The sequence below is a fragment of the Vibrio tubiashii ATCC 19109 genome, assembly GCF_000772105.1.
Taxonomy (GTDB): Bacteria; Pseudomonadota; Gammaproteobacteria; order Enterobacterales; family Vibrionaceae; genus Vibrio; species Vibrio tubiashii.
Window position 1 is genome coordinate 810,385 of sequence record NZ_CP009355.1, and the last position, 17,146, is coordinate 827,530.

Genomic DNA, 17,146 nt, shown 5'->3' on the forward strand with positions numbered 1-17,146 from the left:
GATGAGAACATTTAAGAAACAGAGTGGTGTGGCAGGAATACTTTTTATAGGTTTGCTGCCCATCATGGTCATCTTTATGGCTTTTTCGATGCAAATGGCGCAACAAATGTTGGCCCATGCTCGTGTCTTGGAAGCGGCGGAAGTGTCAAGCCTAGCATTAATTGCAAGTCCAAAAGAAACTGAAGATGACAACGTTAAATACGCACGTCAGTTAGTGGATCGATATGTCGTTGACAATATAAATGATGTCGACGTTGAAGTGTACACGCGTAAATGCGAATACAAAGATGGCTGTGTTCAGGCGAGTGGGGAGTTGGCACCTTTCAGCGATTTTGTCGTCAGTGCAAAAGCAGAACATAAATCATGGATAGCTTATGAAGAAGCAGACTTAAAGCCTGAGTTTGAAGTCGCAGGTCAATCGGTGACACGAAAGTATCTTCCACAACCAGTAGATGTTTACTTCATCGCTGACTTCAGTGGTTCGATGAAGCATCACTGGAAAGGGGGGAAATCAAAACTAGATGTTGTTAAACAAACGATCGAGAGAGTGGTTGAAGATATTGAAAACTTCAACACCGAAGAGAAGAGTCGCATTGCGTTAATGGGGTACAACCCAATGCACGTCAAGCAGACTGGAACGGTATATTTGAATGCTTACGGTTACCGTAGGTCGTGGCCACGAAAAGTTGCCTACAATTTTGCACGAAATACAGCCAGTCAAACGGTTGCCAAGATGTTCGACAAGCCAATCGTTTACTCAAAGGTACAAGAGTATGTATCTGGAATGTCACGTTTAGAAGTTAAATCTCTTGCGCAGAATAACGATCGGTTTGTGGACTATTACAAGTTTTACGATATTCCACTTACTGAAGATTACTCCAATTTTAAGAGAAGACTATCAAACACATCTCTCGGTGCTGAAGGTGGTACTTCTTCTTGGAATGGGATCATCGCTGCTGCACAAGAAGCGAATCGAGCAACAAATATTAACCCAGAGCAGGTATTTATCGTTTTATCTGATGGTGCCGATAATGACGAAGGCTATCTACAACGATTGGTAAACCAAGGTCTATGCAAAAAGCTACGCTCAACTATATCTGCTAAAAGGAATCGATTCCAAAGCAAAACAGGCAGTGCGGGCAAAACCAAAGTCACCATGGGAGTAATTGGCGTGGACTACCGAGTTAAAGAGTCGGATGGATTTGGTGATTGTTTTGGTCGGAAAAACATTTACCACGCCAAAGATGGTGACGACGTTTACAAATATATTTTAAACCTAATCAACGAAGAAACAGGAAGACTTAAGGATTAACATGAAATACCCAGTAATTATTACTTCAATCTTACTATCGCCGCTGGGTTATGCGAACTGCTTGGGTAGTGTCGATGAATTTATAACATCAACTACCTTAGTCTCTTCTCATACAGTCAAAACTCAGGTTTCTGGCCATTTAACTCAGCGTGAACAAATGCTTGAAAATACTGTATTGAACAGCAATCGCGATGTGGTTCATGTTGAAGCTAGAGATGAACTGTGTTTTTACGACAAAGAGACACAATCTTTAGTACTTAACTACGGTATTGATATTTACAGGCTGTCGCCTAGCCATAAGCAGGTACTAGAGAAGTATTTAGGATTGGTTAGTGACAAAGCACAGATCTATATCGAAGGGCATGCAGACAGTTTAGGTGGTGAGGTTTACAATAAAGCGCTGTCTGCTCGACGAGCTAAACAGGTAGCAAAGTATCTAAAAAACGATTTAAATCAGGGTAACAGAATTGTGGAGCATGCTTTTGGAGAAAGCTCTCCCATTTGTAACCTTACTGAAAATTCGGCGACAGGCTGCAATCGTCGTGTAGTGATAACCGTTAAATCGTGATGCGCTGTCTAATCTTTGCTTGTTTGTGTATTTTGTGGGCGTCGGCGATGAGCGGGTTATTTTAAACAAAAGAGCCAGCATAGATGAAGTGACCCCCAATAGTTGGACACCAATTATTGGGGGTCTTTTTATGTCCAAATACAGCCGAGCGTTGAAATGCTCATCGTTAAACGAGTTGCCAAACTTATTTACTGCTAATCGGTAGGGATGGATCAGCTCCCCATTCCGTCCATGAACCGTCATACACTGCTAGGTTCTGATAACCGCATAAATGGGCAGCCAATAGAACGATACACGCTGTCACCCCAGAGCCACAGCTAAATAGCGTTTGGCTGGCTTGCTGCGACAGTGAGCTTGTTAGGATTGACTGCAACTCTTCCACAGGCTTAAGTTTGTGCCCTTTCATGAGTTCTGCAAATGGCTGACAGACAGAGTTGGGAATATGACCGCTTCGAATGCCTGCTCTTGGCTCAGCGACTTCGCTATTAAAACGGGCGCGTGAACGCGCATCGACTGTTAAGCTGTGGCTATTGTCAATTTGCTCCAGTACGTATTCAGCATCAACAAAGTAGTGCGGATCAAGCTGACCGGAGAAATCTCCAGTGGACTCAATTTTGCGATACGTTTTTGTGGTTGCAAGACGTTGAGATTTCCATTCTGTTAAACCACCATCAAGAATATAGACTTGCTGATGACCCATTGCGCGGAACATCCACCATGCTCTTGGTGAGGCGAAGGTGCCACTGTTGTCGTAAACAACAATGATGGAATCGTTGTTGATCCCCAGAGCCTGCGCCAAGCGATTAAACCGCTCTTCACTTGGCATCATATGAGGTAGGGAAGCGTTAGGATCGCAAAACTCTTGGTCGTAATCGAATCTTAGGCTGTCTGGAATGAGGTTGGTTTTGTCTTTTTCTACTTCGCCCGGGATCTGAAAATCAATGCTGGTATCTAGAATAACTAGATTGTCGTCGTCCATTAACTTATTGAGATCATTAGCGGTGATCAGCGGTGACATTGGCTATCCTTATGTTTTTGAAAGACATAAGGATTAAGCTACACGACCACCCGCTGACAAGCAACCGCGCAGCACTTAGAAGCAATGTGTTTGTTAAGCAATTTTGAATCGCTTCATCTGTAAATCGAGATACTGTGCGACTTCAGCGAGCTCGTGTGCAGAGTCAGCGACATGTTTGACCGTCTCGCTGTTTTCCCGCGTGATATTGTAGGTTTCGGTAATATTCTCGCTAACCGTCGTCGTCACCATACACTGTTCTTCCACAGCAGCTGCGATTTGCGTGTTAGTGTCCCCGAGCTCATCAATAGTGCTGTGTATTGCGGAAATGTTCTCAGATGCTGACTTAGCCTGTATCGCTGCTTTGGTGACTGTATCGTGACTTGAATCAATGGATTGCCTTGCAGAGTCGGCACCAGATTGCAGTGAATGAATCATTGAATCTATCTGACCAGTTGCTTCTTGGGTTCTTTTCGCTAACGAACGTACTTCATCGGCGACCACCGCGAAGCCTCGACCTTGATCACCTGCGCGCGCTGCCTCGATTGCTGCATTGAGGGCAAGTAGATTGGTTTGCTCTGCTACGCCTTGTATCACTTCCAAAATACTACCGATATTCATAGATTCATCGTACAGTTCGCCTACTTGAGTTGAACCAATTTTCATCGCTTTCTCGGCGTTTTCTATTGCTTCTAGTGTGCTCTCGACTTCATTGAGGCTGTTGTTAACGTTGGTTGTCGCTGATTGAGTAAATGAGGCAGCGTCTGAGGCACTTTGTGAAATTTCAGTAGTGCTAGTTGAAAGTTGCTGAACAGAAGACGAAATCTGTTCCATTTCATGGCTAAGCTGGTTAGATGATTGATTGGTGGTGTGGGTTATAGCCGAAAGCTCTTCTGACATCTGACCGACTTTAATACAAGAGTCGTTTACCTTTCCGACAATATCACGCAACGAAAGAATCGTGGTGCGCATATTTTTCAGCAACTCTGCAATTTCGTCTTTGCCTTTAACTTCGACATCATTAGAAAGATCACCTTCTGCGAGCTGAGAAGAGATTTGTTTGACTTTATCTATCCCAATACGAATGGAGCGGGTGATTGCAAGAGCTGTGACTATCCCTACAATGAACGCAAGGATCGCGAGCGAGATGATAATTTCTATCGTGTCATTTTTTGCTTCCAACAGATCGTTAGAAAGTACGTGTTGCTCTTCGACAGATTCTAGTTTTATCAGCTCTAGTTCTTTAGAGATATCAAGCCCGAGTGCCAACATTTCTTTCTCGGCTTTATGTTGTGTTTCTCTAAGTTTAACAACCTCTTCAAACCCCGTAGCGTAGGCAATACTTTGTTCAAGGAATTCATTTAGCAATTCAGTATCTCTACTACTGGTGATGTAGTTGCGGAACTTATCTTCAAGTGCGGGCAACTCTGAACCAAAATAGTTTCTGACTTCAGCAGCAACTTCTGCTTTCTCATTATGCAGATAGTTCAATACTGCGATATTGGCGAGTAAGAATTTCTCCATAACCAAAGACGAATAGTACTCAATATCTGCATTTGATGAATCGTGTGCGGCCTTAATCATCTGCTCGAGATCGTAAATGGCCTTTTTCTCCAATTCGACCATTTCAACATAAACTTTATGTTCTACTGCCTCAGTTGATTGCTTAACGATTTGAAAGGATTCGTCAAATAAATCGACCTCTTTGAAGACGGTTTCTAAATGTTTTTTACGTAGAGGGTCTGTGGTGGCTTTTAAGTCATCAGAGACCATTTTGCGCAATTTAGAGAGACGACTTTCGTAAATAGAGAGTTGCTGTTGAGACAATGTGTTGGCGTATTGGAGGGCACTTAGGCGGACTTTGAGAAAATTTGCTTGTATTTCCCCAGCCAAAGCGGTTTCTGTGGAAAGTTCTCCATAATGCTCAAAGTTGTGTGCGGCTGTTACCATACCTTTGTAGCTATAGAGAATCGCCACGAGGAAAAACAAAAGACAGACCGCAAAACCAAGGCGTATTTTATTGGCAATAGTAAGATTCAACATAAGCGTCCCTGCCCGTATAGTGTGCTAAATAACCTACTGGTACTTTAAATAAGCTTACACGCAAATTGATATTTATCTAATTTGTGTGCCACGTTACTCATAACGGGGTAGGCAGGACGAGTAGCGATAGTTGCTACTTTTGCTAATTACATTTTGCTCTTTGAGTAAGGATATGACTGAACCTTCAGGGCATGGAGTAGTAATAGGTGCGGTGACGAGTACGGTGTCGCCATTGTCCAGCTGAACATTCAAATAGCGACGCTGGCCATCTAAAGACTGAGTGACTGTCTGAGAAACGACCACTCCATTAAACGACCTATTTTGAGTTGGCGATAGAAGGTAGATGAGTAAGGCTAAAGTGAGCGACAGGGTAATTAAAGCAGTAAGGAAAATTTTGGGATTATTCATCAACAAGTGATTGTTCCTTACTGCTTAGAAAAGTTAACCACAAACGGGGCAGTTTGGCATTTTCATTAAGTTCATTTCACGCCAAGACATGCTCATTGCATCAAGCATAAGGATTTTACCTTGCTTTGGCGTTCCATAATTGGCAATCACCTTGATCGCTTCCATAGCTTGCACCGCGCCAATGATACCAACGACAGGAGACATAACCCCGGCCTCAACACAACTTAGGGCTGCGTTACCAAACAGAGCACTTAAGCACTGATAGCATGGCTGGCTGTCTTCTTGGTAGGTAAAGACACTGACTTGACCTTCCATTCGGATAGCGGCACCTGATACCAAAGGTATTTTAAGAGCATAGCAAAGCTTATTAAGTTGATTTCTGGTTTCAACATTATCAGAGGCGTCGAGCACTAAGCTGTGATTTGCTACCAGTGCGGAAAGCGCTTCGTCATTTAGCCTTTTATCGATCGTTTCAACTTCAAGGTGTGGGTTCAACTGTTTGAGCGAATTAGACGCAGATAACACCTTCTTAGTCCCAACATCAGCATCGTAATGCAATACTTGTCGTTGAAGGTTAGAAAGCTCAACCACATCATCATCAATCAAGGTGAGTTTTCCGATACCCGCAGTTGCCAAGTACTGACTAGAGGCGCAGCCCAAGCCGCCAGCTCCCAATATCAACACTGAGGCTTGTTTCAATGCTTCTTGACCGTCAAAGTCAAACTGCTTAAGAATGATTTGACGGTTGTATCGCAGCATTTCTTGATCAGATAAGATCTCCAAACGTCACCTCTAGTATAGGGTCGGGTTGAATAGCTGAATGTTGACTGTCTCACCGACTTCAACACGACCACGCTCACGCTCAAGAACGACAAAACAGTTAGCTAAGCTCATAGAACGGAATGCGCCTGAACTTTGGTTACCTGTGGTTTCGACAACAAATTTGCCATCTTCGATTGAGTAGATGCCACGTTGATAGTCTGTACGACCAGGTGCTTTTTTAAATGCGCTGCGTGTCGTCGCAGGAATAGACTCAGGCGCTGCCCACTCAGTGTGCCCTGCTAATTTAGCCAGTAGTGGCTGTACTAGCACATACATGGTTAATACGGCTGATACAGGGTTACCAGGCAAACCGCAGAACCAAGCAGTAGAAAGTTTGCCGAATGCGAAAGGTTTACCCGGTTTAATTGCCAGCTTCCAAAATCCAATTTGACCAAGTTTTTCAAGAATGTCTTTCGTGTAATCGGCTTCACCTACGCTGACACCGCCCGAAGTCACCACCACATCCGCGAGAGATTGAGCTTTTTCAAACGTCGCTTTGAGGGTTTCAGGACAATCAGGAATAATCCCAAGATCAATCGCTTCACAACCAAAGTTTTCAATCAGTGGCTTAATACCGTAACGGTTGCTGTCGTAAATCTGACCTTCAGCTAGTGGTTCACCCAGTGGTTTCAGCTCATCACCTGTCGAGAAAAAGGCAACGCGCGGTTTACGCACAACGGTCACATGGCTGATGCCCAAAGTGGCAATCATAGGAATATCACGAGAGGTGAGACGAGCGCCTTTGTTAAGCACAACGTCACCTTGCTTGATATCGTCACCCATAGGTCGGATGTTGTTCTGCGGTTTTACGTCGCTTTGATTGAACTGGATCCCTTGTTCGAGTACTTCGGTGTTCTCTTGCATAATCACTGCATCACAACCGTCTGGAATCTTTGCTCCGGTCATAATACGAATACATGTTCCTTGCGGCCATTCCCCATCAAATGGTTGACCTGCAAAAGACTTTCCAGCCAGTGGCATAACATTGTTTTGTGCAAGATCCGCTAGGCGAAGCGCGTAGCCATCCATCGCTGAATTATCAAAAGGAGGGACAAAAATAGGAGAAAGAATGTCTTCTGCTAAGACAAAACCAATAGCTTCAGCAAGTGGGAGTTGCAAGGTCGTTTGGATAGGTTTGATTGGCGACAGCATTTTATCCATCGCTTCTTCGATTGGCATCAAGCCAGGTGCGTCACAGCATCCCATAAATAATCCTACTCTTTTATTATTGTTAGCTAATCAGGTCACTCTACCACAGAAAGCCTTGTGCAATAATGACCTCCGATAAAATATGGGTGTAATTATTCAAAAATCCGAGTATCCTTGTCAGCCATCCTAAAGGGGTAAATAAGAGGAAGTGGTATGTCAGGTCTTAGCGAATCCGCAAAGTTGGTAAAAGATGCGCTAGAACGTCGAGGATTAGAGACGCCAATGGCTCCTAATCAGTTCAATCGAGAAGAGAAAAAAGAGAAAATTCAGCACCATATGCGTGAAATTCTCTCTCTACTAGAGCTTGACCTTACCGATGACAGTCTTGAAGAAACACCGCATCGTATCGCGAAGATGTATGTGGATGAAATCTTCTCTGGTTTAGACTATTCAAACTTCCCGAAAATCACGGTGATCGAAAACAAAATGGACGTGAGCGAAATGGTTCGCGTTAAAGATATTACCGTGACAAGTACCTGTGAGCATCACCTTGTAACGATTGATGGGCGAGCGGCGGTCGCTTACATCCCTCGTGGTAAGATCATTGGTCTTTCGAAAATTAATCGCATTGTTCGCTTTTTCGCGCAGCGTCCACAAGTTCAAGAACGTATGACGCAGCAGATTTTGGTAGCTCTACAAACGCTATTAGAATCGGATGATGTGGCGGTAACAATCGATGCAACGCATTACTGCGTTAAGTCGCGTGGCGTTATGGATGCGACTAGCGAAACAACAACGACTGCATTAGGCGGCATTTTTAAATCTAATCCTGCAACAAGACACGAGTTCCTTCACGGGATTCGATAGGGCAGCGATTAGGTTATCGACTTATTCAAAACCGCTTCTATTGAGGCGGTTTTTACTTTTTGAATCGAGAGTAAGATACTTTCGATAAACCACTAAGGTTAATATTGTGACGACTACATTTAAAACGCTTGGTCTTCGTAGCGAACTGCTAGAAACACTCGATAGCTTGGGCTACACCCAAATGACTCCTATTCAGCAGCAGGCTCTACCAATGGTATTGGCAGGCAAAGATGTGATTGGTCAGGGAAAAACAGGTTCAGGTAAGACAGCGACGTTTTCATTGGGCTTATTGAGCAACCTAAACGTGCAACGATTCCGAGTTCAGACCTTGGTTCTTTGTCCAACTCGTGAGCTTGCCGACCAAGTGGCGAAAGAGATTCGTACCTTAGCGCGTGGTATTCATAATATTAAAGTTCTGACCCTATGTGGCGGTATGCCAATGGGGCCTCAGATTGGCTCGTTGGAGCATGGCGCACATATTTTGGTGGGTACGCCGGGTCGAATTCTAGACCATATGTCAAAAGGGCGTATTAGTCTTGATGAGCTTAATACGCTTGTGCTTGATGAAGCTGATCGAATGCTTGAGATGGGTTTTGAAGATGCAATTGATACCATCATCGACGTTGCGCCAACTAAGCGCCAAACACTGTTATTCAGTGCGACGTTCCCTGACAATATTGAATCACTTTCCGCCAAGGTGATGGTTAACCCAGAAATGGTAAAAGTAGAATCGACTCATCAAAAGAGCACTATTGAGCAGCGATTCTACAAGCTAGATACAACTGAAGTACGCGACGATGCACTGGAAACATTGCTGCTGACTCATAAACCTGAATCTTCAGTGGTGTTCTGTAACACCAAGAAAGAAGTACAAAACGTCACAGATGAGCTAAGCCATCGAGGCTTTAGCGTAGTTGAGTTGCATGGTGATATGGAGCAACGTGAGCGTGAACAAGCGTTAACCATGTTTGCCAACAAGAGTATTTCAATTCTGGTTGCGACAGACGTTGCGGCGCGTGGCTTGGATGTTGATAACCTTGATGCTGTATTTAACTTTGAGCTATCTCGCGATCCAGAGGTGCATGTTCACCGTATTGGCCGTACAGGGCGCGCAGGCTCAAAAGGAGTAGCATTTAGTTTCTATAGTGAGAAAGAAGAGTATCGCGTGGCTCGTATCGATGAGTACATGGATATTGCGATTACGCCTTCACAATTGCCCGAAAAACCAGTTGAGCGTCCTTTTTATCCTAAGATGCAAACAATACAAATCTTGGGTGGCAAAAAGCAGAAAGTACGCGCAGGGGACATCTTAGGCGCACTGACTAAGCAAGCGGGGATCGATGGTAAGAAGATCGGTAAGATCAATATTTTGCCAATGGTCTCTTATGTCGCCGTTGAACATGACATTGTTAAAGCTGCCCTTAAACAGCTTCAAACCGGTAAAATGAAAGGTCGTAACTTCAAAGCTCGAGTTATGAAATAAAAGCCACTATAGTAAAAATCCCAGTAGGCGAAGAGCCACTGGGGTTTATTTTCTGCGCGGTTAGGCTTATTGGTCGTTAATCAGTGAACTTATAGACCACACCAAGACTTACTACCCAACCTAAATCACGCTGCACTAGCGGGCTATTTGAATCATGATGTTGTAGCTCGAGCTTAGCTAAGCCAAGCCAATCCGGTGTGAGGGTATAGATACTAATCAAACCCGCTTGATAAACCCAAGATTGCTTCGCTTCAAATGCACTGAATCGAGACTGGCTCGCTTCAAGAGGGCTAACATTATAAAGGTGCTGTGAGAGTTTTTTGTCACGGTAGTCGACCTCAACATATGGGGTGAGAGTAAAGTTTTCGAAAGGCAAATCTAGCGTTCGACCTAGATGAAGTTGAACTTCATATCCTTTATGCTCACTTGTGACATCATGAAGAAAGGTTAATCGCGCACCTACCGTACCGATTGTCACACCAAGTTCACCATTGCCATCGCGATCTTGAATGCCACTAGGAAGGTCATCAAAATCGTTAGATACTTCTGAAAATCGCCATTGACCTGAAATACCAAGATACGGCAACACGGAAACGTTAACTAAGCTGCCATCAATAAAGCCATATTTACCGTTATAAAACAGGTTCGGCTCTGCAGAGGCTTGTCCCTTATCACCGTCAGTAAATACAGATTGGCCGAAAGTGCCGCTCGCTCCGACAAAACCAAAATCATAGTACTGCTCGTTGGCGTTTGCATGAGCATTGGTAACGCCAAAGGTAGCCGCGAGTACTCCTAATGTAACTGCTTTGATATTTAAACTCATTGTGATTCTCCTTGTCTTCACAAATAGGAGAAAGGGTATCGAGCAAATAAATTGCATAAAAACAGAAAAAATAATCAATAGTTTTGATGTGAGACTAGATAAGAAAAGAGCCAATTCTGATGGGAATTGGCTCCTTGGTCGACGTTTGGATGGATTAACTGTCGAACAAATATAGGTACTCTGCGTAGCCTTCTTTTTCTAACTCTGAAACAGGGATGAACTTCATCGCCGCAGAATTCATACAGTAGCGCAGACCTGTTGGGGCTGGTCCGTCTTTAAATACGTGACCCAAGTGTGAGTCGGCAAAACGGCTTCGTACTTCAGTTCTTGGATAAAGAAGGTGATAGTCTGTTTTAGTGACAATGTAACCTTCATTAATTGGCTTGGTAAAACTCGGCCAACCCGTACCTGACTTATATTTATCTGTCGACGAGAATAGTGGCTCACCAGAAACGATATCGACGTAAATACCAGCTTCTTTGTTATCCCAATATTCATTATCGAAGGCACGCTCTGTCCCTTCTTTTTGAGTGACATAGTACTGTAAGTTCGTCAGCTTCGCCTTGATCTGCTTATCTGAAGGCTTATTGTACGCTTTGATGTTGGCGACAGCATTTTTCTCATCGATCAATTGACGCAATGTCACTGGATTTTCTTCGCGATCTTCACCAAAGATTTCATCGAGATATTGGTCGCGACCCGAAGCATATCGATAGTAGTTGTAACGAACTTTATTACGCTTGTAATAGTCTTGGTGGTAATTCTCAGCCGGCCAGAACTTTTCGAATTTAATCAGTTCCGTTTTTAATGGTTTCTTGAATATACCCAATGCATCGATCTCAGCCATAAATTGCTCAGCGATCATTTTTTGTTCATCGTTATGATAAAAGATCGCAGGTCGATAGTGGCGTCCACGGTCGACAAATGAACCTTTATTATCCGTAGGATCGATATGGCGGAAGAACTGGTCAAGAATCTGTTCATAGCTAACCGCTTTTGGATCATATTTTACTTCTATGACTTCAATATGACCGGATTTTCCTGACGATACTTGCTTATAGGTTGGGTTTTGTAAATCGCCACCTGAATACCCAGAAACAACGTCCAATACGCCGTTAAACTTCTCTAGGTCTGACTCTGTACACCAAAAACAGCCTCCTGCTAGTGTGGCAACTTCATATCCATTTGAAGTTGTGGTTTTGGGCATGTCACTTTCTGCAGTGCCTACAAAAGAGGCAAGGGCAGCTACGGCTGCGAGAGCGGATAGGACAAACTTAAACTTCACTTTCATATCAACCTCATCGATTGTTTTCGTTATCGATTAATAAGAACGGGCTAGAGGGCAAAAAATTACTAAGTAGATACAAGTTTTATCCATGTTCGCTGAAAACAGATCAAAAAAGACGCCAATATAGGCGTCTTTCTTTGAATTCTGGACTGTACTAATAAGGATTAACCTAAAGCGGGTAGGAAACCTGCCGTAATAAGAACCTGTGCACCAATAATCAATACGCCCACTGTACTTCCAATCGCTAGACCTAGATTACCACCAAGCACCTGATAGTGCTCTGCATCAGATTGAGCGCGTGCCTTCTTTACCATCAATATTGGTAAAAAGATTGCGAGAACGACAAGTGCAATAGCGGCATAACCAAGCGCCATGATAAAGCCCTGTGGGTAGAAGAGTGCGAATCCCATTGGTGGAAGGAAAGTGATCATACCAACTAGTGCACGTGAATTGCCTTTTTCTTGTTTCTTCAGGGTATCCCCTAAGAACTCAAACAAACCTAAACTTACGCCCAAGAAAGAGGTCAGTAGGGCTAAGTCAGCGAAAATACCAATGGTTTGGCCTAGGCTAGAAGCGTGAACTGTTGTTGCGAGTGTTGAAATTAATGCACTAAGACCTTGGTTTTCAAGCAGCGTAGATTGGTTTACAACACCAAGCGTTACCACTTGCCAAAACACATAAATAACTAGAGGAATAGCAGAACCGACTAAAATCGCTCTTCGCAGTGAAGGGGTATGACCATCAAGGTAATTCACAATGGCAGGAATGCTGCCGTGGAATCCAAATGAAGTAAAGATCACAGGAATGGCTGCGATGACCAATCCTTGTTCTACAGGCATGCTCAAAAGGTAAGACTCTGTGACGTTTGGCGCTAAGAAGGTGAGCACCATCGCCATCGCGACAATCTTGACCAAAAACAGCACTCTGTTCACCTTATCTACCGTAGCAGTGCCAATAGTCACAACAGACGCAACGATGAGGGTGAAAATCAAGGTAGATGTCGTGTTTGAAACTTCTATGTTGGTGAAACCGGCAATACGGTCAGCGAATTGAGCGCCGCCACCAGCAATGTACGCAGCACACAGGGCATAGAATAAGAACATCATTGCAAAACTCGCGACCCACTTGCCTTTGGTGCCGAGAAACTGCTTAGCTAATGTATGCAAGGTCGCATCTTGTTCAGCATGCTGGTGGACTTCAATCATTAACAGCGCGGTGTAAGCCATTAGGGCCCACAATGCGATCATGATCATTAGAGATGTAGAGAAACCGATTCCGGCGGATGCGAGTGGCAGTGCCAGCATGCCTGCACCAATAGTGGTGCCTGCAATGATCAAAGTACTACCCAATACCTTTGATTTTGTCATTGTATAATAATCTTTACGTTGTAATGTGCTTTTGTAGCTATATAGGCTATTAAATGTTCAATATATGGTATTAATAACTACCAATGGTGTGATTGTGTAAAATAATTCAAACACAATCAAGCTTTTTGTACAGTTAAATTACCATAAGTGTAAATATTGATGTACAGAGTGAAGTTTACCCATGACGTAATCGTTTACTTGGGATTGGTTTCAAATCGTGGCCACAATTTACTTTTCCCTTTCAAAAAACTGTCATATAAGTGGTTTAAAAAGGAACAATAGATCCACATATTCAAGTTAAGGCTTGCTTATGGGTCTTAAGAAGTGTTTTTATTAAGGAGGTCAGAATGAGTGACCAAACAGTAAACGAAGAATGCCTTGAGCTATTAGATGCGATGGAAATTGGCTTTGAGCTCTCAGATTATGAGCAGTCAATTGAAGAACTCGCAGAAGAAATCTTCAAATAACAATTCTTCAACGATGATATCGCTACTGAGGTAGCAAACAGAAAGAGCCAGTGCATTCGCGCTGGCTTTGTGCTTTTATTGGTCAAGGTGTTATTAGCAAGGCTAATCGATTGAACTATCTCGCTCACTTACATATTGCAGATCATTGCGATTCGAATTTACTTGGCAACTTGCTTGGTGACTTTGTAAAAGGTAATCCTGACTCTCAGTTTCCTAACAACGTTTCCCAAGGCGTGCGCCTGCACCGATATGTCGATTCATTCACAGATCATCATGAGCAAGTTCTCGAAGTAAAAGGCTTATTTCCAAATGGAGTAAGGCGCTTTTCAGGTATCGCTTTGGATATGTTTTGGGACCACTGCTTAGCGAACCAGTGGAGTCAGTTCCACTCAAACTCACTGAATGAGTTTTGCCAACAAGCAGAGCATCGAGTGTCTCTCGACAGCCACAATGAACTACCAGAAAGGTTTTTACGTGTCTCCACCGCGATGTGGCAAGGGCGCTGGTTGGAGTCTTATCAACATCTAGACAATATTGAATATGCTTTGCAACGAATGTCTGCTCGATCCCCGAGAATGTCACGGTTGAGTGACTGTTTTCCCCATATTGAGCGAAATTATGACCACTTGGTTGAGACATTTTCCACCTTCTACCCTGATGTGCTAACTGCGAGCAAAAGTTTTTGATAGAATCGTCCGCCTTGCAATTAAAGGTTACGCGCATGTCGACACAATTTGAAGCACTAGGGCTTTGCTCAACACTTACCCAAACCACTGACAAACTCGGTTTTAGCCAACCAACCGAAGTACAGGCTCAGGCTATTCCACATGTTCTTGAGGGTGCAGATGTCCTTGCTGGTGCTCAGACCGGAACGGGTAAAACCGCGGCCTTTGGCCTGCCAATATTGCATAAGCTACTTGCGTCCGATGTGAAGCGCGATCCTCAAAGCAACGATGTGCTCGCTCTGGTCCTTGTCCCAACACGTGAGTTAGCTCAACAGGTGTACGATAACTTAGTTCAATATGCGCAAGAGACGACAATAAAAATCGTCACTGCCTACGGTGGTACAAGCATGAACGTACAGACTCGTAACCTGAGCGAGGGGTGTGACATACTCATTGCTACACCCGGGCGTCTGCTCGATCATATGTTCTGCAAAAACATCAACTTGTTCAAAACGCAATACTTAATACTGGATGAAGCAGACCGAATGTTGGATATGGGCTTTATGCCAGATATCAAACGCATCCTTAAGCGCTGCAATGAAGAGCGTCAAACTCTGTTCTTTTCTGCAACCTTTGATAAACGTATCAAAACCATCGCTTATAAAATGCTCAATGAGCCGGTAGAAGTTCAAGTAACCCCTTCCAATAGTACGGCCGAAACAGTAAAGCAGATGGTGTATCCGGTTGATAAAAAACGCAAAGCTGAACTGTTGGCGTACTTAATTGGCTCAAGAAATTGGCAACAAGTGCTGGTGTTTACTAAAACCAAGCAAGGGAGTGATGCACTGGCGAAAGAGCTTAAACTTGACGGCATCAAAGCAGCTTCGATCAATGGCGATAAAAGCCAAGGAGCACGTCAGAAAGCGCTGGATGATTTTAAGTCAGGCCAAGTACGAGCGCTTATTGCTACCGATGTAGCCGCTCGTGGTCTCGATATTCAGCAACTTGAGCAGGTCGTTAACTTCGATATGCCATACAAATCGGAGGACTACGTTCATCGTATCGGTCGAACTGGTCGCGCTGGAAAAGAAGGATTTGCGGTATCTTTAATGAGTCGCGATGAAGAGTACCTACTCGAAGCAATAGAACGCTTATTGGACAGCAAACTGCCTCAAGAGTGGTTACAAGGCTTTGAACCGAGTTTGATAGAAGAAGTCGAACCCGAAAAATCCCCACGTCGTAGAGGTCGTAACTCAGACAAGCGCAAAATGAAGGCGAAGCTTAAGATTCACGCCAATCGTGGCAAAAGAAAATAGAAAAATAAAGAGGGCTCTGGTTGACGAAAACATAGCTCTTTTATCAAGGAATAATGACAAGGAACTCGTTAGTGAAATTGGCACTCATTACATTAAAAGATGCTGAAGCCTTGCTGGAGTTTGAACTGGACAACAAAGCTTGGTTTGAAGAATTTATTCCGCCACGTGAAGAAGGTTTTTATTCGATACAAGGTGTGCAGCAACATATCCGTGAGTTCCTGCTTGACTATCAATGCAATGAAATGATCCCGCTGCTTATCAAAAGTCTTGATAATCAAATCATCGGCAGGATCAATCTGACTAATCTCGACTCAGTGCGTCGCAGTGCTCATTTGGGTTATCGAGTTGGCAAAGCGTCAACGAACCAAGGTGTGGCTAAGTGGGCTGTTTCCGAAGTGACGAAATTAGTCGAACAAAAAGGGATAAAAAAGGTTTTTGCTTACGCTGCACTAGAAAACCCTGCATCGCAGAAAGTGCTGACTAATAATGGGTTTCAACCAGTGAAAGTCGTTCAAGATTATGCGGAGCTGCATGGCAAGTCGATCGATTGTATCGAGTTTAGACTTTTGGTCGGGTAAAGCCGGAAGCATTTAAGTAAAATACTGCAAAGCAATTCCACAATAAAGATCTCTTAGTTATCAATAAACTAAAGTGCTACTTTACTCAATGACTATCACTGTGCTTGGTTTCGATATCTTGACTTAACCCCCGTATAGACTATTACTTAGCGATAGCACAAAGGTTTATCCATAGATTCATTGGGGGCTATGATGAGATTACTTTTGACACTATTATCTACGCTTTTACTGTCTGGTGTTGCCGTCGCGAAAACCGATATTACGATTTACGGCGACGACACATACCCACCTTATTCCTACGTTGAAAGCGGCAGGCTTACCGGGATTTATACCGTCATCCTAGAAAACATTTTTGCCAAAATGCCTGACTATAACATTACCTTGAAAGGAACTCCTTGGAAGCGAGGTTTATCTCAAATTGAAGGTAGTAAAATATTCGCGCTTTACCCACCCTATAAGCGTCCAGAACAGAGACCTTATATGGAATACGATGTACCAATCTTGGATGAGAAACTGGTTGTTGTATGCCAAAAGTCAGTATTAAGCACTGCTAGGCCAAATTGGCCTGGTGATTATATGGGCTTAACTATCGGTAATAACGCGGGCTTTTCTGCTGGTGGCGATGAATTTTGGTCAGCAGTGAAAGCAGGGCAGATTAAAGTAACTGAAACCAAAGGGACGCCTAAGAATCTATTGAAGCTAATCGCTGGGCGCATCGATTGCTATATGAATGATGCTTTATCCATACAGTGGGAGCTTAAGAAATTACAAAATGAAGGCAAGTATGATGGTCAAAGCGTGATTGAAGGCGCAACCATTAGTTCAGAGCAGGGTTTTTTAGGCATTGTTACTAACGGCTCTGGTTATCCTTATAAAGAAAGCTTCAAAGCTGAATATCACAAAATACTATCTGAAATGAAGCAAAGTGGTGAAATAGATAGGATCGTAAATGACTTCATTAAGTAAACAGAACTG

The 17,146-nt window shown here is 43.5% G+C and carries 16 protein-coding genes; 8 read left to right on the top strand and 8 right to left on the bottom strand.

What is annotated here, in order from left to right; genetic code table 11:
• Position 1 precedes the first annotated feature (1 nt).
• Together IX91_RS18760 and IX91_RS18765 are read left to right on the top strand one after the other, a co-directional pair.
• Positions 2–1,312 carry a TadE/TadG family type IV pilus assembly protein gene (locus IX91_RS18760; protein ID WP_174329869.1) on the top strand — a complete coding sequence of 437 codons (1,311 nt, stop codon included), beginning with the start codon at positions 2–4 and terminating at the stop codon, positions 1,310–1,312.
• A gap of 1 nt (position 1,313) precedes the next feature.
• Positions 1,314–1,880 (top strand): OmpA family protein, encoded by a 567-nt coding sequence (locus IX91_RS18765; protein ID WP_004746852.1) that lies wholly within the window; start codon positions 1,314–1,316, stop codon positions 1,878–1,880.
• 184 nt (positions 1,881–2,064) lie between these two features.
• Here the strand turns inward: IX91_RS18765 and IX91_RS18770 are convergent, their stop codons facing one another.
• The 5 genes from IX91_RS18770 to moeA all read right to left on the bottom strand — a co-directional run bounded on the left by IX91_RS18770 (position 2,065) and on the right by moeA (position 7,374).
• Positions 2,065–2,898 (bottom strand): sulfurtransferase, encoded by an 834-nt coding sequence (locus IX91_RS18770; protein WP_004746851.1) that lies wholly within the window; start codon positions 2,896–2,898, stop codon positions 2,065–2,067.
• 93 nt (positions 2,899–2,991) lie between these two features.
• A complete protein-coding gene (locus tag IX91_RS18775) occupies positions 2,992–4,938 on the bottom strand; it encodes a methyl-accepting chemotaxis protein (RefSeq protein WP_004746850.1) in 1,947 nt (648 codons plus the stop codon).
• 93 nt (positions 4,939–5,031) lie between these two features.
• Entirely contained in the window at positions 5,032–5,346 is a 315-nt protein-coding gene (locus IX91_RS25920; RefSeq protein WP_236642977.1) for a hypothetical protein, read from the bottom strand.
• 33 nt (positions 5,347–5,379) lie between these two features.
• Complete coding sequence (gene moeB / locus IX91_RS18780) at positions 5,380–6,129, bottom strand: molybdopterin-synthase adenylyltransferase MoeB (RefSeq protein WP_004746846.1); 750 nt, start codon at positions 6,127–6,129, stop codon at positions 5,380–5,382.
• Positions 6,130–6,138: 9 nt separating this feature from the next.
• A complete protein-coding gene (gene moeA / locus IX91_RS18785) occupies positions 6,139–7,374 on the bottom strand; it encodes a molybdopterin molybdotransferase MoeA (RefSeq protein ID WP_004746845.1) in 1,236 nt (411 codons plus the stop codon).
• Positions 7,375–7,530: 156 nt separating this feature from the next.
• Here moeA and folE point away from each other — a divergent pair, with 156 nt between their 5' ends.
• Together folE and dbpA are read left to right on the top strand one after the other, a co-directional pair.
• Complete coding sequence (gene folE / locus IX91_RS18790) at positions 7,531–8,184, top strand: GTP cyclohydrolase I FolE (RefSeq protein WP_004746842.1); 654 nt, start codon at positions 7,531–7,533, stop codon at positions 8,182–8,184.
• A 106-nt stretch (positions 8,185–8,290) separates the two neighbouring features.
• Complete coding sequence (dbpA, locus tag IX91_RS18795; protein ID WP_004746841.1) at positions 8,291–9,667, top strand: ATP-dependent RNA helicase DbpA; 1,377 nt, start codon at positions 8,291–8,293, stop codon at positions 9,665–9,667.
• Positions 9,668–9,743: 76 nt separating this feature from the next.
• Here the strand turns inward: dbpA and IX91_RS18800 are convergent, their stop codons facing one another.
• The 3 genes from IX91_RS18800 to IX91_RS18815 all read right to left on the bottom strand — a co-directional run bounded on the left by IX91_RS18800 (position 9,744) and on the right by IX91_RS18815 (position 13,145).
• Positions 9,744–10,490, bottom strand: coding sequence for a MipA/OmpV family protein (locus IX91_RS18800; RefSeq protein WP_004746838.1), 747 nt, complete (start codon positions 10,488–10,490; stop codon positions 9,744–9,746).
• A gap of 154 nt (positions 10,491–10,644) precedes the next feature.
• Positions 10,645–11,781, bottom strand: coding sequence for a peptide-methionine (R)-S-oxide reductase MsrB (msrB, locus tag IX91_RS18810; RefSeq protein ID WP_004746837.1), 1,137 nt, complete (start codon positions 11,779–11,781; stop codon positions 10,645–10,647).
• A gap of 161 nt (positions 11,782–11,942) precedes the next feature.
• Complete coding sequence (locus IX91_RS18815) at positions 11,943–13,145, bottom strand: aromatic amino acid transport family protein (protein WP_004746834.1); 1,203 nt, start codon at positions 13,143–13,145, stop codon at positions 11,943–11,945.
• Between the two features lie 577 nt (positions 13,146–13,722).
• Here IX91_RS18815 and IX91_RS18820 point away from each other — a divergent pair.
• The 4 genes from IX91_RS18820 (at position 13,723) to IX91_RS18835 (ending at position 17,137) form a co-directional block, all read left to right on the top strand.
• Positions 13,723–14,298, top strand: a complete 576-nt coding sequence (locus IX91_RS18820) for an acyl carrier protein phosphodiesterase (protein WP_038197337.1) — start codon at positions 13,723–13,725, stop codon at positions 14,296–14,298.
• 35 nt (positions 14,299–14,333) lie between these two features.
• On the top strand, positions 14,334–15,593 hold the full coding sequence (locus IX91_RS18825) for a DEAD/DEAH box helicase (protein ID WP_004746830.1): 1,260 nt from the start codon (positions 14,334–14,336) through the stop codon (positions 15,591–15,593).
• 71 nt (positions 15,594–15,664) lie between these two features.
• Positions 15,665–16,171: a GNAT family N-acetyltransferase gene (locus tag IX91_RS18830; protein WP_004746827.1), complete on the top strand. Its 507-nt coding sequence runs from the start codon at positions 15,665–15,667 to the stop codon at positions 16,169–16,171.
• A 192-nt stretch (positions 16,172–16,363) separates the two neighbouring features.
• Entirely contained in the window at positions 16,364–17,137 is a 774-nt protein-coding gene (locus tag IX91_RS18835; RefSeq protein ID WP_004746826.1) for a substrate-binding periplasmic protein, read from the top strand.
• The last annotated feature ends 9 nt before the right edge of the window (positions 17,138–17,146 follow it).

What these genes read in the sequence shown, in the direction of transcription:
- IX91_RS18760 (WP_174329869.1), top strand. Translation starts at nt 2, where the DNA reads ATGAGAACATTTAAGAAACAGAGTGGTGTGGCAGGAATACTTTTTATA.
- IX91_RS18765 (WP_004746852.1), top strand. Translation starts at nt 1,314, where the DNA reads ATGAAATACCCAGTAATTATTACTTCAATCTTACTATCGCCGCTGGGT.
- IX91_RS18770 (WP_004746851.1), bottom strand. Translation starts at nt 2,898, where the DNA reads ATGTCACCGCTGATCACCGCTAATGATCTCAATAAGTTAATGGACGAC.
- IX91_RS18775 (WP_004746850.1), bottom strand. Translation starts at nt 4,938, where the DNA reads ATGTTGAATCTTACTATTGCCAATAAAATACGCCTTGGTTTTGCGGTC.
- IX91_RS25920 (WP_236642977.1), bottom strand. Translation starts at nt 5,346, where the DNA reads ATGAATAATCCCAAAATTTTCCTTACTGCTTTAATTACCCTGTCGCTC.
- moeA (WP_004746845.1), bottom strand. Translation starts at nt 7,374, where the DNA reads ATGGGATGCTGTGACGCACCTGGCTTGATGCCAATCGAAGAAGCGATG.
- folE (WP_004746842.1), top strand. Translation starts at nt 7,531, where the DNA reads ATGTCAGGTCTTAGCGAATCCGCAAAGTTGGTAAAAGATGCGCTAGAA.
- IX91_RS18800 (WP_004746838.1), bottom strand. Translation starts at nt 10,490, where the DNA reads ATGAGTTTAAATATCAAAGCAGTTACATTAGGAGTACTCGCGGCTACC.
- msrB (WP_004746837.1), bottom strand. Translation starts at nt 11,781, where the DNA reads ATGAAAGTGAAGTTTAAGTTTGTCCTATCCGCTCTCGCAGCCGTAGCT.
- IX91_RS18815 (WP_004746834.1), bottom strand. Translation starts at nt 13,145, where the DNA reads ATGACAAAATCAAAGGTATTGGGTAGTACTTTGATCATTGCAGGCACC.
- IX91_RS18825 (WP_004746830.1), top strand. Translation starts at nt 14,334, where the DNA reads ATGTCGACACAATTTGAAGCACTAGGGCTTTGCTCAACACTTACCCAA.
- IX91_RS18835 (WP_004746826.1), top strand. Translation starts at nt 16,364, where the DNA reads ATGAGATTACTTTTGACACTATTATCTACGCTTTTACTGTCTGGTGTT.